The organism is Allotamlana fucoidanivorans, assembly GCF_045788535.1.
In the GTDB taxonomy this organism is placed as follows: Bacteria; Bacteroidota; Bacteroidia; order Flavobacteriales; family Flavobacteriaceae; genus Allotamlana; species Allotamlana fucoidanivorans.
Window position 1 is genome coordinate 2,101,293 of sequence record NZ_CP074074.1, and the last position, 25,759, is coordinate 2,127,051.

Sequence of the window (25,759 nt, forward strand, 5' to 3'; positions counted from 1 at the left end):
TAACAAGTATATTAAAATTTATCTTAGTAAATGTTTTTGATGTAACATTTGACATATTGATAAGAAACATAATCCAATTGTTTTTTTAAAAGCAGGGCCTAATTTTACAAAATCGCTTTTAGTGCAGGTTAAATCTCTGAGTTTTTCACTATTTAAATTCTAAAAACCAAGCACAAATCTTAAAAAATAATTAAACTAACTAGAAAATTTATGAAAAAAGCCAAATTAATTAAAGAGTATGATGTCTCTATTTTTTTAGAGCGTATTAAATTCGTCTTGTTTCTAATGTTATTTTTTCTTTCTGCATCACATCAGGTGTTAGCTAAGAACCTAACAGATGACAAAAAAGAAACCAAGTTAATCGAATTGTTCAATGAAGCTCAAAACGTTGTGAGTGGAATTGTAAAAGACAAAAACGGTCAACCCTTACCTGGAGCTAATGTGTTTTTGAAGGGTACTACAAATGGAGTAGTGACTGATTTTGACGGACTGTTCCAGTTGAATGTTTCAGGTAAAAATCCAATCTTAGTTGTAAGTTTCATTGGGTTTAAAACATCGGAAGTTCCAGTAGCTGGAAAATCGCAAATTGAAATAATTTTGCAAGAAGACGCTCAAAATCTTGATGAAGTGGTTGTTGTTGGATATGGAAGCGTTAAGAAAAAAGATTTGACTGGATCAATAGGTTCGGTTGAGGTAGATGAATTGAACGTTGCTCCGGTTGGTTCATTTGATGACGCCTTAGCAGGTAGGGTTTCAGGTGTTCAAGTGTCTTCAACACAAGGTAGGCCTGGGGCTCCATCAAATATCGTGATAAGAGGTACTGGGTCATTAACTCAATCAAGTGCTCCGCTTTATGTTGTTGATGGATTTCCTATCGGTGATTTTGATCCTTCTTCTATAGATCAATCTGATATAGAATCCATGCAAATTTTAAAAGGTCCCTCAGCCGTATCCATTTATGGAGCTAGAGGAGGAAATGGGGTTATTTTAATTACCACTAAAGGAGGAGTGAAGGGTAAAACTAGAATCACCTATGATGAGTTTTATGGAGTAGAAAATATCACAAAGCGAATAGATGTTATGTCTCCTTATGACTATGTGGACTTGCGATATGAGATAGATCCAATTATTGCTGAAGAACGGTATGGAGATCTAGAAAACTATAGAAATGTAGAGCCAATAGATTGGCAAGGAGAAACTTTTAGACAAACTGAGGTAAGCAGTAGGACATTGTCTGCGTCTGGGGGAACCGATGGTTCAAATTATAATATAGCATTATCCAGATATGAAGGAGAGGGTCTATTGGAAAATAGTGGTTTCAGTAGAACTTATGCTAAAGTAAAGTTTGATCAAAAAATGTCAGACAAGGTAAAAATAGGGACAAATATTTCTTATACCTCTACTGTTGTTGATGGAACCCACACTTCAACTAATATTTTGGATCCCACAGTGGAAGGAGGATCGAGTAATGCTAGATTTAATTTACTTAAAGATATTGTGCAAGGTAGACCAACTGGGGGTATCCAGTATAGTAATGAAGAGATGTTAAACTTACCCGAAGACCCAGAAACCGAAGAAGGTGCCCCAATAACAAATCCTTTGGTTAATGCTCGTACTCAAATAAGAAAAGATGTGCGTAATGTCCTTTTATTTAATGGTTATTTTGATTATGAAATAACAAAGGGTTTACGGTTTAGAACAAGTGGTGGTATTCAAAAGCAAATTAGAAGGCGAGAGTCTTTCGATCAAAAAAATAGTGCTTGGGAAAGGAGAAATGGATTTACTCGTGGGTTTATAACGATTTCTGAACGTTTGAATGCCTTAGTGTCTAGTACGCTTAATTATAGAAAAACGTTTGGGGATAAAAATTATGTAACAGGGTTGTTAGGATTTGATTATCAAAATATTACAGATAAAAGTGTAACTGCTAATGGTGCAAATTTTCCTGAACCTAACCTAGGAGTTGATGACTTGGGTGCTGGTACAACCCCTGGTTTTTCTAGCTCTTTTAGAGCACCAACAAACCGATTAATTTCAGTTTTTGCACGAGCAACGTATACCTATGATGACAAGTATTTATTTACAGGAACAGTGAGAAGAGATGGGTCTTCAAGATTTGGAGAAAATCAAAAATTTGGAACTTTTCCATCTTTTTCAGTTGCTTGGAGATTCGACCAAGAGTCATTTGTAAAATCATTTAAATCATTGTCCAATGGTAAGTTAAGATTTGAATGGGGGCAAGTTGGAAATAATAGAATTCCAGCATTCGTGTCTACTTCGTTGCTAAACAGTGTAACCTATGGAGCTGAGAATGGTACAGTACCTGGGGTAAGACCAGCGAATTTGGCAAATCCAGACATAAGGTGGGAAGCGCAAGAGCAAATTAATTTGGGTATTGATTTAGGGTTTTTTAATAATAAACTTTCTTTAACGGCAGATGTGTTTAGAAAAACATCTAAGGATTTATTATTAGAAACACCAGTTCCTGGAAGTACTGGTTTTACTGAGGTATTTAGTAACGCAGGTAAAATTCAAAATGAAGGACTTGAAATTGCTATTAATTCAGTTAATTTTAATAAGAAATTCAAATGGAATACTAATTTAAATATTACGTTCCCTAATGCTAAAACACTCGCTCTTGTTGAGAGTGATACCTTGTTAAGTAATTCAGGTTGGAGAACAAATAACCCAAGTGTAGACCCATACTCCCAAGATTTTATAACTACAGTAGGGCAACCATTTGGTTTGATGTATGGCTATATAGATGATGGTCTTTATAGAGAGGAAGATTTTGATGCTAATGGAGATCCGTTTATTGATGTGGCTTTTGGTAACGAAGAATTAGGATTTAGAAAATATGTCGATGTAAATGATGACGGTGTAATCAATGAAGACGATAAAGTTGTTATAGGTAACCCTAATCCTAAGTTTTTTGGCGGTTTAACAAATAATTTTGCTTACAAAGGTTTTGATTTGAGCATTTTCTTGCAATGGTCATACGGAAATGATATTTATAACGCCAATAGAATACTCTGGACTAGTGACCTTCAGGCTGTTAGAAATTTTATTCCTGAGGTAGTTAACAGATGGAGAGATAGCAATACTCCAGAACAAAACCGTGGGGCAACGTTTAGAAATGCCAGAGACCTATCGGCAGCACTTACAACTCAATATATTGAGGATGGTTCATTCCTACGATTAAAAACAGTTTCTTTGGGATATAGCATGCCAAAAAAGGTTCTAGAAAAAATCAAATTACAAAAGTTGCGTCTATATATTACAGGTCAAAATTTAATTACTTGGACAAACTATTCTGGTTATGACCCAGAAGTAAGTACCCGTGGAAACGGCTTGACATCTGGAGTAGATTTTGGAGCGTATCCTCGCAGTAAAACTTATGTTTTAGGTATTTCTTTAGGCATTTAAAATAAAAATAAATAAAAAATAAAATGATAAAAACTATGATTTCAGTTTTAGTAAAATTTATCAAATTTAGAAGTCTATTTTTGATAGCGATTATTTTCATAGGGGTTACCTCCTGTGAGGAAACACTTGAAGAAGAAACCTACTCTTCTTTTACGGCCGACAACTTTTACACTGATACAAATTCAGCAGAATTAGGTATAATGGGTATTTATGACGCGTTATCGAATAGGAATCTTTATGCTCAACGTTACTTACTATATTTTCAATCTAGTGACCTACAACGTCATTGGAGACAAGGTAGGGGAAATGATGATGACAGGCTATCTAATTTTGATATTGAAGAGAATAACGGAATTATAAGTAGTGTTTGGAATGCGTTTTACGACGGAATTTATCGTGCCAATTCAGCAATAGATAAAGTGACTCTACTTAGAGATTTTGCCCAGTCTTCTGGACAGACAACTGATTTAGAAATCTATAATAATCTATTAGGGGACGCTTATTTTTTAAGAGCTTTTATGTATTTCCAACTAGTAAAAAATTGGGGAGATGTGCCATTAAGACTAAGTCCTAACATTTCTTTAGATAATGTTAAAATTGAAAGAACTCCTTCTGTAGAGATTTACAATCAAATCGAGTCTGATATGCTATTAGCCATATCATTATTGCCGGAGGCTTCATCAATTAAAAGCCCTGCAAGAATAAATAAAGGTGCGGCGCAAGGAATTTTAGCCCGTATTTATCTTCAATGGGCAGGTAACCCGATCAATGATACTTCAAAATATAGTAAAGCCGCAGAGCAAGCATGGGCTGTTGTTAATAGTGGGCAACATTCGCTTAATACCATTATTGAGCCTACTGGTATTGGAGCACCTTACGACTTTCCATTCCCCAAGGTATATAAAAATCTAGCAGAGAATGTGTATGATTTATCAGAAAGTATGTGGGAGATTCATTTTTCATATCCAGGATTAACAACAGCTGATGCTGGTTATGTAGGTACTTGGCACGGTGTAGTTTCACATACTCGATCTTCGTTTTCAAGAGGGGCACCTAGATGGTATGCATTACCTACATTTTTTGAGTCTTTTGAGGCTAATGATACGTTAAGAAGAGATTGGTCTATTGCGAGGTTTCAAATTGATCGTAACGATAATTTTATTGAACCGCGAGATGATTTGAGGTGGGGTGTTGGAAAATATAGAAGATATTTAATGCCTACTTTGTCTCCAAACTTTAATGCTGAAGCAATGAATTGGCCAATAATTAGGTATGCAGATGTATTATTAATATTAGCTGAAAGTATAAATGAAACCATTGAAGCTGGAGGTACTCTTCCTCCTGGAGTGTCCATACAAACAGCATACGAATCAATAAATAAAGTAAGAAGAAGAGCAAGAAAATTAGACATTGATTCACCCGATTCCTCTGTTGACCTTTCTGGAAGTGGAGGAGATACTTTTAGACAGGAAATTAGAAACGAACGCGCTTGGGAATTATGTTTTGAAGGGGTTAGAAGGTATGACTTAATTAGATGGGGAATCCTTGTAGATGCCTTAAAAAAAGCGGGAACAGATTTGGAAGCGGCTGGTTATGATGCTTCACAAAATTATTTTCCAGCGGCAAATGTTCAGGAAAAGCATAATCTTTTGCCAATACCTGTTCTTGCTGAGATTAATCAAAACCCTAATATCTTAAATACAGATCCTACAAACAATGGGTATAGATAGTCAATTTTGATTTATTAAGATGAATATACAGCCCCATTATCTAATAATTTTTAAACCTTAAGAACAAAAGAGGTGCATTAACGCACCTCTTTTTTATAAATATATTTTTTATATCCCTTAGAAGTCGTTCAATATTTGAAATTAATGCACAAGTATAAAATTAACTTATAATCTGAAGCAAAAAACATATGAAACAAATTCTATTTTATCTGTATAGTCTTGTCTGTATATTGATTACGTATGGACAAGAAAAAGAAATCTTGTTTGCCGACTATTTTGATATTAATACTAATAAAAATGAAGGCTCCATTGTAAATGGCAAAATAAATTTAAAAAGGAATAAAGACTATTTAAATGAAAGAGTTCCATCAACCTACAGTTTTAAAATTATTAAATCTGACACCGATATTTTTGATCTTAAAACAGAGTTTGATGAACAAGGCAGGTTGTTTGGCTTGTTTATGGTAGCGAAAGGAAAAAATACAGGTAAACAAGATTCTAGGGAATATAACTTGCTGGTTGAATTGCGGTCAGAAGGTCAAGTTTTAGCAACAAAGAATATAAAGATTCATGTAGTAGAAAAAACAATGTGGGATCATTTCATTGAGTTTTACACTCCTATAACTTTAACAACCCCAAGATTATATGGAAGGAAAAAGATTAAAGAAGAAGATTTACCGCAGTTAATAAATCAGCTTTTAAAAAATAATGGACAATTTGAATTTACTTCAATGTACGAAAAATCTATTTTAGATTATAGTAAGAGAGGAGAGATTGAAATTGAGTGGCAAAAAGTTTCAAATATTATTGGAGGTTTGGGATATGCCTATGCAAATTCTAAAACATATGGCTTACCTAGTGGTAATAGGGTGAATATAGAAAAACTAAGACACGCTATATACAAAGCAGTGATACAATATGCAGACCAATTACCTGTTGAGCCTAATGATGTTATTATTAACGGTAAACCGATTGGTAATGATCTAGGAGATGGTTTTAGCAAACTTAAAGATTATGGTTATCTTTCAACTCAAATAGTTACTCATCAATGGATTGTAACAGATGCCCTTGTAGCGCCTTTAATAAATATATGGCCTAGTGTTTTGGATGACATATCAAGAGGAGACGAGGAAGCAAAAAAACTTTACAATTCAGTATTAAGGTTTTATCAGTTATTTTTCTCTATATCAACTCCAAGAAGGGCTATGGATGATAACAATCAACGTTGGAAAAATATTTCTAAATTTAATTACTCTGAAGGAGCTTGGTCTGATGCTAATATTGGACATCGTATGCGTACTTTGATGGCTCTTCCTATTTTGTGGGTGGATTATAACAGGCCAATAACTTATGTACCGTATTGGTACGATGATTATTTCAATAATACGAAATTTGAAGGTCTTACATTTGCACATGGTTGGTCACCAAACGGTGTTGTAAAGGATTTAAGAAATTGGTGTAATAAACTTTCTCTTCCTAGCCACACATATAACCAGTCTGGTTTTCATCCAGATGGTACAGTTTCTCATCATCTTGGTAACAATTCATCCGATGTGGCAATGGATGCCTACGGGTTTGAATGGCTTACAACAGTAAATAAGGCTATTCCTTACTTTAAAAATACGCCATTTCCTCTAAAGGACGAAAATTATCAATTCATAGCAGATCGCTTTAACTACACATATCGAAGAATGATTTATAAGGATAATTTAGACTATGTGGTAACAGGACGTAGCTTTTTTGGTGATTTATCTGACTTTGGTTCTAAAAAAGTTGCTAGGGAAATAAAAATTTTATTGGAAGGTAAATCTCCAACTACAAAGATAGAGAACGAAAAAGAATTGATAGAATTGAAAGATGCGCTAAAAAGCAAAACGCATACATTCACAGGAACTACTGCTTTTTGGAATGCTGATTACCTAATGCACAGAAAAGAAAATAAAGAAACTAATTATTTCTTTTCGGTAAAGCACAAGTCGATTCGTACATCAGGAGCAGAAGATTTTTCAAAGGTTCGTAAGTCTTGGCATACTGGAAGTGGTGTGTTTCAACTTATGGTAGAAGGGGATGAGTATTCTACAGAAGTGAAATCTAATGCTGATTGGCATACTATGCCTGGAGTTACAGAAGAGTGGAACACAACTCCGTTGCCCAAGAAAGGGCATGCCTCTGATGCAAAACCGGGAGACAATTTATTTTCGGGGATTTTATCTGACAATGAATATGGGCTAACAGGGTACCATCATTTACCTCGCGATTCCTATACCGCCGCAGAAGCCTTAAAGTCTTATCATCTGATTGATAACTATGGAATAGCCTTGGGTAGTAATATTCAAAGAAAATTGCATTCTGTTGGAAAAGAACCCATTGTGACATGCATTGATCAATCCAAATTCGATTCGACATTAACTTTTTGTCTTAATGGAACCGTAGGTGAAATTAAGCCAGGTGAAAATACAAATTTATCAGAACCAATAACAGAACCTTCATGGTTGCATCATGGTAAAAAAGGTTATTTAATATTTCCAAAAAACAAACAAGACCTTCAAATAAAAACAGGCAAAGAGATTAATGTTACAGCATCTGATCTGAAAATTTCCAAAAGCAAGAATTTTATTCTAGCGCTTAATCATGGTATAAAGCCTAATAATAAAGAGGGTAACGATTATCATTACGTTCTTCTTGCAGGCGTAGAGGTAGGAGACATGCAGAACGCCTTAGATTCTTATCTGTTAGATTTAAAAACGTATTATTTGAAAGACAAGTACCATGCATTAATTAGTAATAAACATAATTTGATGCAAATTGTGTTTTTTGATTCGGCCAGAGCAAAATTAGAAAATGATACATGGGTTGAAGCTGATAAACCAGCCCTAGTGATGATAAAAGATTTAAGTAGTGCAATTCGTTTATCAGTTACAGACCCTATGCATAACCTTGAGTCTGATAAAATCACCTTAAAAGTTCCCTTTAAATTAAAACCTGGTAGCTATGAATACAACTTTTCTGGAATACAGCAACAAAGAGGTGAAAATGTGTTAGTCACTCAATCCGATAAAGAGTCGATTATAACCATTAATTTACCTGATAAAAATGATGGTAGTTTCTATAGTTACAGAGAAGAATTATATGCTGGGGCACCTATTGTTTTGGTATTAGAAAAACAAATGTGATTTAAAATCAATAATTATTTCAGTTATTGGTCATCTTGGTTTTCTGCTCAAATCTAAAGAACTACTGTACTAAGTCAATAAATATGTTTAACAGATAAGATATAATATCTTCTTAATAAAAGTTAATTAAAAAATATGAATTTTAAAAAAATAGCCCAAAATGTTTTTGTACTCAGCTCATTATTTCTCATACTAAGTTGTACCAAGCCACAAAATAAACGCATAGTCATAATTGGTTTAGACGGATTAAGTGTAGAAGGGTATCAAAAATCTCAACATCCAAATTTAGATTCTCTAATGGAACAAGGAATTTTGTCTTTAAATACCCGATGTGTAATGCCTTCAGTAACATTACCAAATTGGACAAGTCATTTAACTTCCGGAGGCCCCGAACAGCATGGTGTAACCTCAAATAAATGGAGAATAGATAATCAAAGACTTCCTCCTATAGAAAAAGATGATTTAGGTTATTATCCTTCTGTATTTAAAATTTTAAAGGAACAAGTTCCAGGCGTAAAAATAGGTTATTATTACAACTGGGCTAATTTGATTAATTCAATTAATAAAGTTTATATAGATGACTTGAGTTATGAAGAGAATGATGGATATCATGAAAATTATAATAAAGCATATAACTTTATAGTTGACAACAAACTTAATCCAACATTAGTCTTTTTATATTCAGTTCATGTTGATCATGCTGGTCATAAATATAATTGGATGTCGTCGGAATACATAAAATCTATAGAAGATATTGATGTAGAAATCGGTAATTTGGTTAACAGGCTAAAATCTTCTGGACTTTATAAAAATACAAATTTTTTATTGATAACAGATCATGGTGGAATAAAAAGAGGTCATGGTGGTTTGAGTCAAGAAGAGATGGAAGTTCCATGGGGAATCACTGGGCCAAATATTGCAAAAGGAAAAACACTTACTGAACCTAATAGTAATGCAAATACAGCAAAAGTAATAACGACGCTTTTTGAATGTAAAGAGACACCTAAATCATGGATTGGTAAAGTGCCTAACTCTATTTTTGAATAAACAAAATCACTTTTAATTAAGAGCTTATTTTATTTTAAGGTAGTATCTCACTAAGTGTGTAAAGTTTAAAATATCGAGGGTTGCCCCCCTCGATATTTTTTGTTTAATTTTAAATTTTATACACTTATGAAGAAAGAAGATTTACTAAACGATGACTTTTTAAAACAGTTCAGAACAGGAGACGAACTCACCTCCTTTCTAAAATCCATCCAAAAGCGGGGCATTGAAAAAATGCTGGAAGGCGAACTTGATGCCCATTTGGATTATGAAAAGCACCAGCAATCCGATAACAGCAATACCCGTAACAGTTACGCTTCCAAGAAGATAAGAACGGCATTGGGAGAGACCAACATTAAAGTGCCCCGAGACCGGGAAGCCTCTTTTGATCCCATGCTCGTCCCTAAACGAACGAATATGGGCGATGGCATAGAAAACGTCATTATCAGTCTGTATGCCAAGGGTATGAGCAATTCCGATATTGAAGAGCAAATACGTGAAGTATATGGTTTTGATGTATCTACATCCACCATATCCCGCATCACCGACAAGGTGGCCAACGATATAGTGGCATGGCAAAACAGGCCGTTGGAACCTGTGTACCTGATTACCTGGATGGACGGTATCGTATTCAAGGTTCGTGAGAATTCCAAGGTCGTGAACAAGACCATGTACATTGCCGTAGGATTGCGCAGGGACGGCAAAAAGGAAGTCTTGGGGCTTTGGTTGGGCAAGAACGAATCTGCAGCCTTTTGGATGAGCGTACTGACCGATATCAAGGCCAGGGGCGTTCAGGACCTGCTGATCACTGCCACAGACAACCTTAACGGTTTTACGGATACCATTAAAAACGTTTTTCCTGACTCCAAAACACAAATTTGTGTAGTGCACCAGATTAGAAACGCCTGTAGATACGTGGTATGGAAGGACAAAAAGGAATTCACCAAGGATATGAAAAACATCTATGATGCACCTACTAAAAGCGCTGCTAAAGCCGCTCTGGACGATTTTGCGGGAAAATGGGAGCACAAGTATTCTTATGCTATCAAAAGCTGGAGAGATAACTGGGAGGAACTTACCGCTTTCTATGAATTCCCTTTAGAAATCAGAAAAATCATTTACACCACCAACCTTATTGAAAACCTTAATGGAAAAATCAGGAAATACACCAAGAACAAGCTTTCGTTCCCAACAGATGAAGCTGTTATGAAATCCACTTTTTTAGCTTTAAGGGAGGCGACTAAAAAATGGTCCATGCCCATTAGAAATTGGGGCATTATTTTAAACCAGTTTTTGACTATATTTGAAAAAAGGGTCCGACTCTAAAAAAGTCAAACCCTCGATTTAAAACTTACACACTTTACGGGATAGTGTCTTTTTTAACTTAGAATTACAAAAAATGATAATTTTAAAATGGCTTTATAATAGGTAACATTTTTTAGGGAAGGTTACAAAAACAGGGAAACATTCATTATATGGTGTCATACCCCATCTTCCAGATTTAGCAGTAGTGTTTTTTATTATTGACCATATTTTATTCTAAAAGCATATTGAAACAGTAATAAAAATGACATTAAAAATTCGAGGCTTCCCTTTACAATTAGGTTTTATTTATATTAGGGTAAAGGCTTCTCTATTTTATATAGTTCTTTTAACTTGAGAAGTTCTTTTTTCATTTTAGAAATTTTGTTACTGTTTTTTAGTTTAAGGTATAAATTATTCATTTCTGAAGGGTCTTTCTTTAAATTGTAAAATTCCCATTCCTCTCCATTTGGTACATCTTTTCCATAAAACCTAATTAATTTAAAGCGCTTGTTTGCTATACCCTCATGCCTACGAACGGAGTGTGCCCCTGGATATTCATAGTAATGATAATAGAGGCTTTTTCTCCAATCTTTAGGTGTCTTTCCTTTTAAAATTGGTACTAAACTTTTTCCTTGCATATCTTCTGGAATTGGTGCTCCCGCAATTTCTAAAAAGGTCTCAGCAAAATCTATATTTTGCACTAAATCTGAATTTACGCTTCCTGCTTTGGTCTTACCTGGCCATTTTACGATAAGAGGTGTTCTAAATGATTCTTCATACATAAAACGCTTATCAAACCAACCATGTTCACCCATATAAAAGCCTTGGTCTGATGAGTACATAATTATAGTATTTTTATCTAGACCTGTCTTTTTTAGATAAGTTAAAATGCGCCCGATATTTTTATCTAGACTCCAAATGCATCGTAGGTAATCTTTCATGTAGATTTGATATTTAAGTCTTAGTAACTCTTTATCCTTTAAATTTAAGTCTTTGAATTTTTCCCGCCTTTTATCAAATCTATTGTCAATCTCTTTAGGTACTTTTAAAGAGGCTTTTTCATCTGCCTTAGTCATTTTTAAATCTATATGCATATTCATATGTTTAAGAATGCTCATTTTTTGTCTGTGGGCTGCCGTTGTCCTTGTGTTATAATTATCAAATAAATTGATGGGCTCTGGTATTTCAACATTTTCATACATATTTATGTGAGCACTATCTGGTACCCATGGTCTATGCGGTGCTTTATGATGCAACATCATCATAAAAGGCTTATTTTTATCACGTTTATTTTCTAACCAATCTAAAGATTTATCTGTGATAATATTGGTAGTATAACCTTTATATTCCTTCCTTCCTTTATCCGAGAGCAGCACAGGGTCTACATAGGAGCCTTGTCCTAAAAGTACTTCCCAGTAATCAAACCCTTGCATATTGCCTCTTAAATGAATTTTTCCAATCATAGCGGTTTGATAACCATTTTTTTGAAGTATTTTTTGAAACTGTTGTTGATTGTGATCAAATGGGTGTTTTTTAGAATTGGTAAATTTACCATTTAAGTGACTCATTTTACCTGTTAATAAAGTTGCTCTACTTGGTGCACAAATAGAGTTTTCCACATAACACTTATTGAAAATCATACCTTCTGAAGCTAACTTATCTAAGTTAGGTGTTGGATTAAGGTTTTGCAACCTTCCGCCATAAGCGCCAATGGTTTGATACGAATGGTCATCGCTGAAAACCCAAATAATATTGGGTTTTTCTTGAGAAAATGCCAAATAATAGCATAGTAAAGACAATATTAGGAATGATTTAGTTTTCATTTTTTTAATTAATTGAAATATATTGTTTAGCTTCAGTAAGCTAAAAGAAATATTCAGAATTTGTTTAAGGTAATTGATGAAAATCATAATTTGAAAATTTATAGTTGTATTTTTTTAAGTAAATTATTAGGTTTTTATGACAGTATATTAATATACTTTTTAGGACTTTTCATCTTTTTTATCTTTAGTAAGATATCATTGAAAACGTCTCTTCTTTTATCAATGAGGTTGTTGTTTTCCATTATCCCACTTTGACCTTTAATATCAAAAAGTTTGTTTTTTCTCATTTTATCTTTGAAAATAATCGCTTTCCATCTTCCCATACGAACAAAATGTTTAACCTCTGGATATTCTGGTAACGTTTTGTAGATTTTTTCCCTTATTTTTTTGTATTTAGGTTTATTTGCCAAATTAAAAAATTGATGGGGGTCATTTTGTAGACTATACAATTCATCGCTACCATCAAAATAATGAATGTAGTACCAATCATTATCAATTATTGCGCTGTTTCCTAAACCAAAAGTTGAAGTTACAAATCTATTATGATCTATTGGTGTTGCTTTTGATAGGTAGGGTATAAGTGACTTTCCGTCTAAGTTAGTCTTAGAATTATTGGTATGAAGGTCTAGTAATGTAGGAAATATATCTATAAGGCTAACTACTTGCTGAGACTTCATACCAGCTTCAAATCCAGCCAAATTCATTTGTTTAGGGGGTACAATTATCAATGGTACTCTTTGAGACCTATACCATCCTGTCCACTTTCCCCAATGTTGTTTTTCTCCTAATTGCCATCCATGATCACTAAACAAAACAATGAAAGTGTTATCAGCATAATTGCTGTTGTCCAAAGCTTTAATAATTTTTCCCAATTGAGTATCAATAAATGTTATTGATGCCATATATGATGACACTGCATCTTGCCATTGGTTATGTTTTAAAACAGTTTTATGAGTTCCTGATGTTCCTGCTAACAATGAAAAATCTCTTCCTGTATCTGATAAATCATCCAAATCATTTTCATTTATTTCTGGAAGCTTAACGTGTTTGGGAGGATACAAATCATGATACTTTTTTGGTGCAAATAAAGGTTGGTGAGGGCGGAAGAAACCTAACCCTAAAAAAAAAGGTGTAGAATACTCTTTCTTAAGTTGTTCAACTCCCCAATTTGCTATTTTTCCATCCTGCATTTGATCATCACTGATATCTAGCGGTCCCCAATCAAAAGTATTGTACTTGTTATATGGTCTATCATTAGTCATACGATTTAAAGGTAAAATAGCTTTCAGTTTACCGGGCCCTCTATTTACTTCATGTACTGGATTTTGTAGTCTAGAATTTATTTCTCCATCTACAAAAGGTCCTCCACTTACACATGTATCAGGTCCCAAATAATCAAAATGACTTTTAGCATAATCGGTTGTTTGATGAAACAGTTTACCAGCACCAAGAATAGTATAGCCATTTTGTTGAAAGTATTTAGGTATAGTTGTTAAGTCAGGTCTACTTTCTATACTATCACTATTGGTGTATAAATCCGAGTTAAAAGGATATATGCCTGTAAAAACTGATGCTCGTGAGGGCGAGCAGAGTGGGGCGGCACAATACGCTTTATTAAAGGAAACTCCCCTTGATGCTAGTTCATCGAAATTGGGTGTAATCATCTCTTCTTTACCCATAAAACCAAGCCAATCATTTAGATCATCTACCGCAATAAAAAGAATATTGTAATTTGTTTTGTCGGCACTCTTAGAACTGTGAACCAAGACCCTTTTATTTTGTGTAGTGTTACAGCCGTAAAAAAGAATTATGAAAAGGGTTGCTAAAAATACGGATGTTTTTATATGGAGGTTTTTTATTGCTAACATGTTTTATGGCTCGAAATAGTCAATCTAAAATTTTAATATGAGAAGGATTGCTATTAATTGGACTTGAATTGGTTTATTTATATAACAAAGACACATTATTCATTATTTTATTATTATTTAATAAATCACCTAACATCAAGATTTGGAACTATATCAGGATACATATCAATAGCTTCTTGCCATCCTTTTTTTGACTCAAAAAGTATGGTACTGTTATAATAATTCCTCTTATAGTTATAACTTTTGTCAATATTCTCTCCGTACAGTAGATAGCTATCACTATATTTACTTTTAACCTCAAGTCTAGAAGGTTTATTTACATCTAACTCTGCATATATTTTATAATCATTAAGTTCTATGGGAACATTATCTTTAAGCTGAATTATTTTATTTAAATTGTCTTTTTCTTCATCAATTTGTAAAATGGCTAAGAACCTCATTTTTTTAGATTTAATTTTGTTTTGGGCCACAAACCTGTATTGTTTGTCATCAAATTTGATAGCAGGTCTTCCTCTTTGCGGGTTTAACCAATCTACAGGCTGGATATCATATTTATCATTTAATTGATATGTTAAATTTAGAGACCCAAAAACATTTGCAGTAGATTTTGCCCATTTTGCATTCGAAATTAAAGTTGTTTTATTTTCTGCAAGAAAAAAGTTAGCCGATTCTCGACCCTGTAATTGAAAAGTCCAAGTGATTGGTTTTTCAGATTCTAGCTCGTCATAAATTATTACTGTTGATGGTCTTAAAAACGCAATATGTCTTCTAAATAGTTTTAGCCTAGGGTCATCACTTTCATCTAAAATAAAACCATTTTCATCAGTATACGCATCTGAATTTTTTAATACAGTTATCCAGTTTATGGCGCTTTTATCAAACTTTCTGTACGCTTTTGAGGCATCTCCCAAAGCATAAGTAATTTCATTACCTGTTAAATAGCGCGGAATCCAACCATAGGAATTATAGTCATATCCTTGACTTTTACCATCAACAAGAATAGTGTTCTTGGCCTTGGTGTGTTTTTGTTCTAAAAGATAATGTTTGTCTCTTGTAGTTATTCTATAACCCCTCGGATAAAATATTGGTTTGCCTTTGTAACTAATATTAAAGGAATTTTGATCTGCATGACCATGCGAACCAACACCAAAGGGACTACTCTTAAATGCTACAAATAGATTGTTATCTTCATTAAAAACATCAGTGTGCATAGCTACTATACCAGTTTCTCTAAATAAGGCTGATTGATTAATATTAGTACTGTTTGTATTTTCAATTTTTTTAGGGTGTTGCCTTAATCTGTATTCCTTAAAGGAGTTATTCGAGAATTTAAATTCTTTTGAAGTATCCTGCCCACTGAGTTTATAGGCATATTGAATCGCAAAAGGATCATTGATCTCTTGACCTAAAATATATGCAAACTCTGCTCTTTTACTGTTAATCTTTTTAATTCTTTCGAGTCCATCACCAAACCCGTCTCCACTAGAATTAGGTGGGACTAAGTAAGCCAATCCTTTTGAGCAATTCTGGAACCATGGGTGATTGAAGGTATTAACACCAAACATCTCCTTAAAAAGGAGGTAGTTGTTTACCCATGAGTCCATATTTACATGCACGTACCCAATATTGCCATTAGGCCAAGCACCATCAGTTAAAGTACCGCCACCAGGTGTTCTTGACAACCAAATATCATACAATGTTTTTATCCATTTTTCAGCTTCTTTCAAGTGATTCTTCATAATTATTGCGGATTGAAAAAAATCATAGTACGTATGTTGAAAGAAATGGGCAAATAGAATTCCATCTTCAGAACCAACATTTGATTGCATTAAGTGACTCATAATTTGGATCCCTGTGCCTGCAATAAAAGTTTCATAAAGTTTTCTTTCTTTATTCGAGAGTAGTGTAAATGCATTATCATAAACGTGAGCCAGTGTAGACATTGCAGTGGCGCCCGAAAAATCTGATTTTTTATAGACCTCTACTGGATTTAATTCGAGTATGGTATTTGCAAAATACCGAGCTTTCGTTAAATACTTGATATCATTTTTAATTGCATAACTTAAGACTAATGATTTTATTGCGTCACATTTGTTTCCAACTTCATATTTCAACCTAAACCTTTCAATCTGCTCAATTTCCTGTTGGGTTGCGTCAGCAGGTATTGGCTCACCTTTAACAATAAAGTCTGAATTATATTTTTTCAATGCCGAATTACCTGAAGCTATAATACTATTTATAAGATTCATTTGATCTTTATTTACTTCAGTCAAAGAAGGTAGCATTACAATTCTAGGGTGTTTTGTAGGAATCACATCATAAGCTTCTTCTGAATTTGGAGACTCAAGAACAATTAGATCTTCTTCCACTGTAAAACTGTAGGTTCGCGACCACACCCTTTCTTTGCCATTATTAACCATGTATCTCCAAAACCATTTTCCTTTACTGAAGCTTTTGTGCGGGTTATACATAGGGAGAATTAAATTTTCGATAGTTATAGTGTTATTAGATAAAAAGGAACTATCTCTACTTATCTGCACGGAATAGGTATCAAATTCATCAACCTTTTTAAAGTCAGGAGTGTAAGGAAACCCATCAGGGAACGTATAATCACTCATAGGCCACATTAGCGAGGGTGGATTTGAAATTAACTTTTGGCCAGCTATAGGATATGGATATGTTCTGTTACCTTTTGGACGTAAACAATCCAAAGATAAAAACTTTGTTGCTGAAGGAAGCTGATCTTTGTCAAAATTGGATGATGTTTCAACAGTTTTTCCTGAATTTATATGACTATTTAACTTTGAAGAATCTTTACATCCTATCAAAAAAATTAAAATTAAATATAAGGGAAGATATTTTAACATTTTTGGTGCTATTTTAATCGAAGTTGTTCGATATATTCACAATTCTATTAGGATTTTTATTTAAATTTTCTTTGAATACCTGTTTAGTGCTTCTAAGAAATAATAATCAGCATAAATCAAGCCTGCATCTAACTCAGAATTTCTTAAATAATTACCTGTTGCATGCTTTAATAAAAAATTATTATTTGTTTCAGGATCCGCTAGATATTTCGGTTGCATTAGGTTGTAAAGGATTTTTTCAGCTGCTGTGAAATATTTGTGACCAGCTTTATTGGATAGTTCACTCAGTTCTAAAAGTGCGGAGGCAAGAATTGCTGCTGCTGAAGCATCTCTCATTGTTTGTTCTCTAGGAGCTCTATAGTCCCAATACGGAACCGAATCATCTGGCATATTAGGATGATCTAAAATAAACCTTGCAATATTTTCAGCATGTATTAAAAATCTTTTATCACCTGTCTCTCTGTAAGCTACTGTGAAACCATATAGTCCCCAACTCTGACCTCTACTCCAAGCTGAATATTCAACATTGTTTTCGCCATTATTCCAGTCCATTTTTCTGAACTTACCTGTTTTTGAGTTGTAGTCCACAACATGTGGGCAACTGAAATCTTTCCTGTAATGATTAACCATCGTTTTTGTGGCATGACTTACTGCAGCATGATAATAAGTCGAATCACCGCTTAGCTTTGTCGCTGCAAATAATAATTCTAAATTCATCATGTTATCAACAATTACAGGGTATTGCCAGTCTCTTTGAGGGTTAGGCTCCCAAGACATAATGGCTCCAACTTTCGGATTAAAGCGTGCTAAAGCTGATTTTGCGGACTCAATCAATACGGTTTTGTAATCTTTATTACCTGTTAAGTTGAAACCCTGACCGTAACTACAATACATTCTAAACCCTATATCATGATCTCTCGTATTTTTTCTTTGATCATATAGAAACCCAGTTACTTCCTTAGCCTTGTTCAAAGCTTCTTTTGATTTTGTTTGATCATATATTTGCCAAAGGCATCCAGGATAAAATCCACTAGTCCAATCCTCCGCCGGTTTAAATCCTCTTTCTGAGGATCTCGGAAATTTTTTATATTGAATCACTGAATCCAAGACATTACCATAATGAATGCTTGCCTTTTTAAAAATTGTTTCAATTGATGATTTGTTTATTGTATAATTTCTGGAACTTGGATTACTGTGGTTAGCTGTTATACAAGCCATTAAAACCACAATGACACTCGCATATAATGGTAATCTCAAAAAGTGTTTTTTCATTTTGTTATGTTAAATTTTAAGCGATTTTATTTGTGGAATTTCCACGATTAAAATTTTAAATTAGTTATTAACAAAGGTAACTGCTGAGTTGTAATGTCAATAAGTCAGATGTTTCATATTGAGGCGTTATATGTTTCTGTTTAGGTTTTGGTAAGAATTAGAATACTAGGACGAGGAAGACAGATTTCATTTATGAATGAGTTTGAATAGCAATACTTTAATTTACTAAGAACCTATCTTTTCTTATAATAAAATCCGTCTAAATATTAATCGAACTCAGGTTATTAGGGTATTAAATTAAACGTAAAGGTGTGGGACGCTAGCGTATTTTTAAAAAGGGGATTCAAAGTCTTTGATTTAAAAGGTTTTATTCAGTCAATCATTTATATTTTAACTACTAGTTTAATTCATGAAATAGATAGATTAACTAAAGACATAATTAAACACCTCATTGTTACAACTAACTGCGTACAACATCTATCTCGTAACACCTTCGCTATTGTCAGTATATCTAATGCTTTAACCGATTTGAAATTATTAAATCGGATTTAAATTAAAAATCATGAACATCTTAGACCAAATAAAAGAGGCTTTAGCTTGTTGTAATTATTAGCTTAAAAGAAAAAGAGTTTGAGGATTTTTAAGCTAAAAAGTTACTACTGAAAAATCATTCAAAACAATCTTGGCGTATATATATTAGCAAGACAAGGCAGATAAAACCTTCAGTTTTTCATTCTGTTAGATAGGGCATCCAATATATCAATCCAAACACGGAAGTAATCAAAGTCTTATATCGGTCATCAAAAGCTATATGTGATTGGTCTTGTTGCCATGGCAATTAAAGGTAACTTAATACTAAACTACTATCACAGAAATAACTTCTAATTCTTAAGGGTTGAAAATTTATATTACACATTCATATTATTATATAAACAGTTATTTCTCATTAGAGAGTTGTACACTTAGCCCAATAAAAGCGGGAGGAATTCCCTTTTTTGAGCTAAAAGAATTAAAAAGTTTGAATATGGTATGTATAGCAAAAAATAGGTAAACCAAATACCTGAGTTATGGATATAAGTCCATTTAGGGAAGTTTCCCTGATGGAGAATTACTGAGGGAATTAATCAAAAGTTAAAGACTATTCAACAAATTTAACATCCTTTTCTTCTGTTTACTATTAGTTTGCAGCACTAAATTAATTCTAAATATTTTTATTAAAATGAAAAATTTTTACTCTATTAAATTTTTATTTGTACTATCTTTTTTAGCTACAATTAATTCAATTGGGCAGACCACGTTGAGTCCCGGAGACTTAATGATTTTTGCTGCCAATTCTGATACCTCAACATTAAATGAAATAGGTTCTGAAGGGGAAGCTACAGAATTTGCATTCATTCTTTTGAAACCAATAACTACGGGAACCCAAGTTTATTTTACTGATTTTGCCTACATAGATTCATCTGCTCCTTATTTTGGTAAGAACGAAAACAATGGGTGTGATCCAGGTGCTGGTGCTCAAGGAGACGGTATGATAAAATGGACGGCTAACTCAGATCTTGAGGCGGGTACAAAAGTATTGATACGCTTTGCCTCAGGAGGTACTGTTGCAACCGTTGGAACAGTTGTTTCTATTGTTGATACTGTGGTGCCAGGAACGAGTATGTTTTTGTCTGACGCTGGCGATGCTATTCACGTATTTCAAGGAAGTGATGATGGAGCTGGTCTTGTTACTGCCGCAACTATGATCTCAAGTTATAAATTTCGAGATGGATGGCAAGATAATCTTGTGGAATGTGATAATAATTCAGGACGATCTGAAGATCCCGGTACTGGTTTTGAATTTGATGCGATTACAAATAAGCCCAATGATAATTCAGGATATATTGGAGATTTTATTGGAAGTGTATCAACAATACAAGCTAAATTATTGGATATAGCCAACTATCAGATAACAAATGGAGGGGCTTACTCTATAGATTTGACTAGTGAAACAATAACACTATCAAACAAAGATAATAATGTTGTTGAAAGTAATGTAAAAGTTTTTCCTAACCCGGCTAAGGATGTAATTAATGTTAGAGCTACGAACGGAATATTGATTGAAGGATTGGAGGTCTATAATATTACAGGCCGATTACTTAAAAAGCAATCTGAAAAGATGATTGATATATCTGGTTTGTCTAGTGGCATGTATCTATTAAAAGTAGATACAGACAGAGGGGGCGTTATTCAAAAAGTGGTGAAACAATAGTTTTGCTTCCAACCTATTAATGAGGAAGGCCATTTTCGTAGTGGCTTTTTCAATTAGGTTGTTCATTATTCTTCAATATTAGTCAGACATATAGATGGCTTATTGAGGAAATAAATGCAACATTCAAAATACATTTAATAAAATGCAAAAAAAAATCATCTTAGCCTTTTTGTTGATGTTTATATGCAAAGAGGGCTTTTCTCAACAAGCAATTTCATCTTCTGGAAAAAGTACTGGTATTTTAGATAATGACGGTACTATTAGTTACACCATAGGTCAAGTAGCATATCTAACTACCGAAGGCATGTCTCAAGGCGTTCAAAAATCATTTGAATATTTTGATTTGTCTGTTACTGATAATGAAGCTTTGATTAAAGTATATCCTAATCCCGCAACTACACAAATAAATTTGGATTTAGGTTCAATAGATACATCAAAACTGTCTTACGAATTGATCAATCTAAATGGTCAGATGGTAGGCCAGGGTACTCTTCAATCTGTAAATCCAACTATTTTTGTAGGACATTTACAGGAGTCTGTATATGTTCTAAAATTAAAAGATAATAATCGACAAATATTGTTAAAAAAATTAATCAAGAGATAAAATGAGAAAAATAGAAATTATTTTGGTCTTTGGCTTGCTATTAGTAGGGAGAATATATTCACAAACTCCTGAAATGATGAGTTATCAAGCCGTTGTTAGGGATGAAAACAGCGATTTGGTCAAAAACCGTGTTGTTGGTATGCAAGTTTCAATATTGAAAGATTCACAATCAGGGAACTCCGTATATACTGAAACTCATACTCCACAAACTAACGACAATGGTCTTTTGAGTATAGAAGTAGGAAATGGAATTACCTCTGATAATATTGCTGATATTGATTGGTCTGAGGGTACCTATTACATTAAGACAGAAATCGATATTGAGGGAGGAACTAACTATACAATATCTGCAATTAGTCAATTTTTAAGTGTTCCTTATGCGTTACATGCAAAAACAGCTGATTACGTAAAGGGTTTGATAACAAGTAAATCTCATTATGTTGGAGAACTATTTGGTGGAGGCATAGTATTTCATGTCAACACCGCTGGTGATCATGGCCTAATAGTAAGCATGTTGGATTTGGCAGATGAAGGTGTTTGGAGCAGTGTTACTGATAGAGAAATAGGAGAATCGGCGCAAAGTTCATGGAATGGTCAATCAAACACCGGGGCAGTAGTTAGTCAAGGTGGAGCAAATAATGCTGCAAGCATATGTCAAAACTATTCAAACGAAGATTACGGTACTGGTGTTTTCTCTGATTGGTATTTGCCAAGTGTCACGGAATTAGATAAGTTATGGGTCAATCTTTATGAAGTTCAAAAAGGCATAGAGTCTGTAGGTGGTGACAATACTGGCGAGGTACAAAAGGCTTTCTATTGGTCCTCTACCGAGGCTAACCAATTTACAGCATGGGGCTTTAACTTTTATAATGGTAACGCCTATGGGAATATAAAGTTTAGTAAAGGCTATGTGAGAGCAATAAGGTCATTTTAAAATAACTTTTTTATAAAAATGAGAAAAACAACTTTTTTATTACTGAGCATATTTACTTTCATTAACTTATTTGCACAGGCAGAGCTTCCAATGGATTTGCCACAAATGATGGGAGAAATTTCGGAGCCTCAACCTCAGGGTATAGTTGATGAAAACCCTGTATGGCTTCATGTGAAAGTTCCTTTATCTGCTGATGGAGCAACGAATTCACAGCGTAGAGCTGATAAAGCAAGATTACAATTTCAAAGACGTTTTTATTTTAAGTTATCTAAAAACACAAGTTTTACTGGAGATGATGTCTATGAAAGTGGGCCTAAACGCTATTCGTTTTACTCACCTTATGAACATTTATCTGTTGGTAAATGGTATTGGAAATATGGGGTAGCTGATCCTGACACTCCGGATAGTCCAGTTTGGAATTCTCAAGTCTATTCTTTTGAGATAACCGGGAATGAGAGGCTTACTCCCATTCCGCCAAGGCCAGAGGAAGTATTAAATAGCGCCATAAGTCGCCCAAATCCTGTAACCGTATTGTTTAAGGAAGAATTTGGAAAACTATTGCCAACGCAAAAGTGGCCACAGTTGGCGAGTTTTATATTAACTAAAGTTGACCAGAACTTTAATAAAAATACTCCGATGACTTATACTGTTAGTGATCAGGATGCTATTAATGCTGGTTATGTTGATGAAAATGGTAATGCTAATGCTGAAGAACTATTTTTTAGGAAGCTTATAAACACTCGCTATGGACAAAAGAATAGATACTTGAAAGAGTTGATGTCAGGCTACTTATTGACAGGAAGAACAGAAATCCGTGATATGATTGTACAAAAGGCAAATGAGCTTATTGATTTCTATAATACTGGAGAATTTTATATTGGTTCGATAGGAAAGACTATGACCGTTAGAGATAATACATGGGGTGGTAATAACCCCAAAGGAGATTTCTTAGAGTTAATAACAGAAGCTTTAACAGAAGAAGAAAAGAAAGAATTTGTGGAAGATGCATATCCGCTAACACGTACATCTCCAGAAGTGGCAGAGAAAGCAGAACATGCTTTGTATAGCCAGCATTTATGGCAAGAAATAGCAGATGTCATATTAACACCCATGATTTATGCCAGATATTCAGCTCAGGCTAGAGAAGAGTTTTATTATGCTTATGAGCTATGGTTGTATCGGGCTCCCTCTTTAAGTAGAACGGATGGTGGAAGTCAAGAAGGTGATGGTTATTTAGGTGTGCATGATGACTATTTATCATTTATACCTTGGCTACTTTACAAGCTAACAGGGCATAATTATTATAAAGGACATCCATGGTTTCAAAATATTGGTAAGTATTTACAATATACCAATGCTTTTGGGACATTACCCAATAGTTTTTGTGATGGTGATAGTCCTGCTACAACTATGCCATACACCATGGAAACTATGGCGTATTTAGACCCAGATAATTACTGGAGTAAGTATAGGTTTAGTCAACTGCCGCAACAAGACTTCAAAAAAGCTGCAGCAGATTTAGGTAAAAAGAGAATGGGAATGGGAAGATTATCTATGTGGAATTATTTTGACGAGTCAGATTTATCTAATGTGAAGCCCCCTACTACTTTAGCAGCTGCTTTTCGAGATATTGGTGAGGTGGCAATGAACACAGACTTTATTAATAAAGAAAAGAATTTACATGTTACATTTCATTCTTCTCCTTATGGTTCAGCACAACATACGCATCCTGCTCAAAACGCATTCAATTTATCGTATGGTGGTCAAGACATGTTTTGGAAAGTTGGTTTTTATAATGGAGGAGGACCACATAACGTCCTAAATTATAAAAATTCTCGTGCACATAACACAATTATGGCCGATAGCTTAGTTCAAGGATTTCATCATTCAGCATATGGATGGATAACTCGGTTTGCAACAGGTAATAAAATCAGTTATGCTTTGGGAGATGCAAGTAATGCTTATAATGGAAAACATTGGCTTGCTAATGGTAAGCCTGGGAATACGGATGCTGACGGAAATCATATATTCAAACCGACTCCTGACCCTGATACTCATATATCTCATACTCGAGAGTTTGGTTTTGGAGATCCTGGTGTAACACGATTTCGAAGACATCTTGCTATGCTTCGACCTAACTATGTACTGATTTACGATGAGTTAGAGGCAGAAAACCCTATTACTTGGCAATTTAATATTCATTCCAGACGATTTATGAAGAAGTTAGGCGATAACTGGTTAATGGCCACTAATGATTATGGTTCTGCTTCAGTTAAGTTATTTTGTAATAGCCCAACTATTACAACATTAGACTCTGAGTGGCTTCCTAGTTATAGGGAAAGCAATTTTATAAAACCAGAAAATAATCGTCAATGGCTGTTAAAGCCTTGGGATGATGAGAACAAATTGCCCAAGCCTATTCCAGACCATTATCATGGGACAATTGGAACATCTGAAAAACACTCTAAAATGCGATTTTTGACTCTTATTGAAATGCATCCTGATGAAACATCAACATACCTGCCGACTGAGCCTCAAAGTACTACTAATGGAGCTGGTTTAACAGTTATTCAGGCAGGAGAATATACTATTAAGGTACAGCTAGATGCTACTGAAAAATCCTTTTTAAGTGTTGTGAATGCAAATGGAAGTGCTGCGTTATTAACGGGTCAAGATGCAAAGGCGTTTTGGGTTAAAGGTAAACAATACAGAACACAATATAGAGGAGCCACGCTTTTGATAGAGGACGGTGAAATTGAGATAGAAGAGGTTGACAAATACCCAGATGCACTCATATACGGTAACAAGTATTAATGCTGCTAAATAATAAGTTTCATAGAACATTTTTAGTATAAAGAATACCCTAGAGCTCTGCGTTGGGGTAGTTCATTTATTAAATTTAGAAATGATTATATTTAGAATTTTTATAACGGCGAGGAATCACAATATAAACTAAGTCTTTAATAAGTAAGTTATATTTTGATACATATTGATTAGATTTGTGATTATGAAAGCTTAAAATGCTCTGATTGATGTCTTTATTGATGTCCTAAACGTGAAAATTAAAATATAAAGTACTGAAATTTAGTTGGTTGTGATTGGTGGTTTTAACCCTGCCACCCCGACTTTTAAAGAAAATAATAAGGAATAAAAACTTGGTAATTGAATCATTATCAGGTTTTTGTCGTTTTTAGGGGGTTCGTGTTATTTGAATTCATTTAAATAAAAATGGGATCAAGACCAATTGTTGTGTTTAGGCAAAAATTTGAGTTAATCTTAATAGGAAGAATTCAGTGTTTTTTACACCTCTAAATTGCCATCTAAAAGCTTTAATTTTTGCATTAAAAGATTCAGCGGATGCATTTCTGCTTCTTTTTATGAAGTAATTTAAGATAGATCTATAGTTTATGGTTATAGTGTTTGCATAGTATTAAATGCTATTCGTCCTGTTTGAGAATGACC

Annotated in this window: 14 protein-coding genes; 9 read left to right on the plus strand and 5 right to left on the minus strand. The window is 34.0% G+C overall.

The annotated features are described in order from the left end of the window. Positions 1 to 210 precede the first annotated feature (210 nt). From KFZ70_RS09495 to KFZ70_RS09515, 5 genes are all read left to right on the plus strand, one after another. Positions 211 to 3,426 carry a TonB-dependent receptor gene (locus tag KFZ70_RS09495; protein ID WP_139695038.1) on the plus strand — a complete coding sequence of 1,072 codons (3,216 nt, stop codon included), beginning with the start codon at positions 211 to 213 and terminating at the stop codon, positions 3,424 to 3,426. A 35-nt stretch (positions 3,427 to 3,461) separates the two neighbouring features. Then, a complete protein-coding gene (locus KFZ70_RS09500) occupies positions 3,462 to 5,156 on the plus strand; it encodes a RagB/SusD family nutrient uptake outer membrane protein (RefSeq protein ID WP_158293169.1) in 1,695 nt (564 codons plus the stop codon). 188 nt (positions 5,157 to 5,344) lie between these two features. Then, positions 5,345 to 8,329, plus strand: a complete 2,985-nt coding sequence (locus tag KFZ70_RS09505; protein ID WP_139695036.1) for a polysaccharide lyase family 8 super-sandwich domain-containing protein — start codon at positions 5,345 to 5,347, stop codon at positions 8,327 to 8,329. A gap of 135 nt (positions 8,330 to 8,464) precedes the next feature. Beyond that, entirely contained in the window at positions 8,465 to 9,376 is a 912-nt protein-coding gene (locus KFZ70_RS09510) for an alkaline phosphatase family protein (protein WP_139695035.1), read from the plus strand. A 126-nt stretch (positions 9,377 to 9,502) separates the two neighbouring features. Beyond that, a complete protein-coding gene (locus tag KFZ70_RS09515; protein WP_139695034.1) occupies positions 9,503 to 10,699 on the plus strand; it encodes an IS256 family transposase in 1,197 nt (398 codons plus the stop codon). 290 nt (positions 10,700 to 10,989) lie between these two features. On the opposite strand, the gene KFZ70_RS09520 is transcribed toward KFZ70_RS09515, so the two are convergent. The 4 genes from KFZ70_RS09520 to KFZ70_RS09535 form a co-directional block, all read right to left on the minus strand. Continuing rightward, complete coding sequence (locus tag KFZ70_RS09520; RefSeq protein WP_139695033.1) at positions 10,990 to 12,501, minus strand: sulfatase; 1,512 nt, start codon at positions 12,499 to 12,501, stop codon at positions 10,990 to 10,992. A gap of 134 nt (positions 12,502 to 12,635) precedes the next feature. Next, positions 12,636 to 14,267, minus strand: a complete 1,632-nt coding sequence (locus KFZ70_RS09525) for a sulfatase (protein WP_158293168.1) — start codon at positions 14,265 to 14,267, stop codon at positions 12,636 to 12,638. Positions 14,268 to 14,494: 227 nt separating this feature from the next. Continuing rightward, positions 14,495 to 17,236, minus strand: coding sequence for a DUF4962 domain-containing protein (locus tag KFZ70_RS09530; RefSeq protein WP_139695031.1), 2,742 nt, complete (start codon positions 17,234 to 17,236; stop codon positions 14,495 to 14,497). 60 nt (positions 17,237 to 17,296) lie between these two features. Beyond that, complete coding sequence (locus KFZ70_RS09535) at positions 17,297 to 18,508, minus strand: glycoside hydrolase family 88 protein (protein ID WP_199240644.1); 1,212 nt, start codon at positions 18,506 to 18,508, stop codon at positions 17,297 to 17,299. A gap of 1,219 nt (positions 18,509 to 19,727) precedes the next feature. On the opposite strand from KFZ70_RS09535, the gene KFZ70_RS09540 reads away from it, so the two are divergent. The 4 genes from KFZ70_RS09540 to KFZ70_RS09555 all read left to right on the plus strand — a co-directional run bounded on the left by KFZ70_RS09540 (position 19,728) and on the right by KFZ70_RS09555 (position 25,111). Further along, positions 19,728 to 20,759: a T9SS type A sorting domain-containing protein gene (locus tag KFZ70_RS09540; protein WP_139695030.1), complete on the plus strand. Its 1,032-nt coding sequence runs from the start codon at positions 19,728 to 19,730 to the stop codon at positions 20,757 to 20,759. Between the two features lie 175 nt (positions 20,760 to 20,934). Continuing rightward, entirely contained in the window at positions 20,935 to 21,363 is a 429-nt protein-coding gene (locus KFZ70_RS09545) for a T9SS type A sorting domain-containing protein (RefSeq protein ID WP_158293167.1), read from the plus strand. 1 nt (position 21,364) lies between these two features. After that, entirely contained in the window at positions 21,365 to 22,297 is a 933-nt protein-coding gene (locus tag KFZ70_RS09550; protein WP_139695028.1) for a DUF1566 domain-containing protein, read from the plus strand. Positions 22,298 to 22,315: 18 nt separating this feature from the next. After that, positions 22,316 to 25,111, plus strand: coding sequence for a DUF4962 domain-containing protein (locus tag KFZ70_RS09555; RefSeq protein ID WP_139695027.1), 2,796 nt, complete (start codon positions 22,316 to 22,318; stop codon positions 25,109 to 25,111). A 439-nt stretch (positions 25,112 to 25,550) separates the two neighbouring features. Here the strand turns inward: KFZ70_RS09555 and KFZ70_RS09560 are convergent, their stop codons facing one another. Next, positions 25,551 to 25,712 carry a transposase gene (locus tag KFZ70_RS09560; protein ID WP_407516207.1) on the minus strand — a complete coding sequence of 54 codons (162 nt, stop codon included), beginning with the start codon at positions 25,710 to 25,712 and terminating at the stop codon, positions 25,551 to 25,553. Between the last annotated feature and the right edge of the window lie 47 nt (positions 25,713 to 25,759).

Excerpts from the sequence above, each read along its gene's own strand:
- KFZ70_RS09545 (WP_158293167.1), top strand. The coding sequence starts at position 20,935 with ATGTTTATATGCAAAGAGGGCTTTTCTCAACAAGCAATTTCATCTTCT.
- KFZ70_RS09500 (WP_158293169.1), top strand. The coding sequence starts at position 3,462 with ATGATTTCAGTTTTAGTAAAATTTATCAAATTTAGAAGTCTATTTTTG.
- KFZ70_RS09505 (WP_139695036.1), top strand. The coding sequence starts at position 5,345 with ATGAAACAAATTCTATTTTATCTGTATAGTCTTGTCTGTATATTGATT.
- KFZ70_RS09535 (WP_199240644.1), bottom strand. The coding sequence starts at position 18,508 with ATGAAAAAACACTTTTTGAGATTACCATTATATGCGAGTGTCATTGTG.
- KFZ70_RS09520 (WP_139695033.1), bottom strand. The coding sequence starts at position 12,501 with ATGAAAACTAAATCATTCCTAATATTGTCTTTACTATGCTATTATTTG.
- KFZ70_RS09530 (WP_139695031.1), bottom strand. The coding sequence starts at position 17,236 with ATGTTAAAATATCTTCCCTTATATTTAATTTTAATTTTTTTGATAGGA.
- KFZ70_RS09510 (WP_139695035.1), top strand. The coding sequence starts at position 8,465 with ATGAATTTTAAAAAAATAGCCCAAAATGTTTTTGTACTCAGCTCATTA.
- KFZ70_RS09550 (WP_139695028.1), top strand. The coding sequence starts at position 21,365 with ATGAGAAAAATAGAAATTATTTTGGTCTTTGGCTTGCTATTAGTAGGG.
- KFZ70_RS09540 (WP_139695030.1), top strand. The coding sequence starts at position 19,728 with ATGAAAAATTTTTACTCTATTAAATTTTTATTTGTACTATCTTTTTTA.
- KFZ70_RS09495 (WP_139695038.1), top strand. The coding sequence starts at position 211 with ATGAAAAAAGCCAAATTAATTAAAGAGTATGATGTCTCTATTTTTTTA.
- KFZ70_RS09555 (WP_139695027.1), top strand. The coding sequence starts at position 22,316 with ATGAGAAAAACAACTTTTTTATTACTGAGCATATTTACTTTCATTAAC.
- KFZ70_RS09515 (WP_139695034.1), top strand. The coding sequence starts at position 9,503 with ATGAAGAAAGAAGATTTACTAAACGATGACTTTTTAAAACAGTTCAGA.